Raw genomic sequence first — 262 nt, 5'->3', positions numbered from 1 at the left:
TACTTCTGCGTCAAACTTGGTGTGTGGCGTGATTGAACCTGGCTTCGCTAGTACTTGGCCACGTTGTACGTCTTCACGCTTGGTACCACGTAGTAGTACGCCACAGTTTTCGCCTGCACGACCTTCGTCAAGAAGCTTACGGAACATCTCTACACCAGTACAGGTGGTTTTTTGAGTGTCACGGATACCGAAGATTTCGATTTAGTCACCACCTTTTACGACACCAGATTCTCCACGGCCAGTTACAACAGTACCACGACCT

1 pseudogene is annotated in these 262 nt (G+C 49.2%); it reads right to left on the bottom strand.

Features of this window, described 5'->3' with window-relative positions:
• A pseudogene (locus tag B2P60_RS05160) lies at nt 1–262 on the bottom strand (EF-Tu/IF-2/RF-3 family GTPase); the annotation flags it as partial.

The organism is Psychrobacter sp. UBA3068 (assembly GCF_002366815.1).
Classification (GTDB): domain Bacteria; phylum Pseudomonadota; class Gammaproteobacteria; order Pseudomonadales; family Moraxellaceae; genus Psychrobacter; species Psychrobacter namhaensis.
This window is presented reverse-complemented; position numbering and strand designations above follow the sequence as displayed.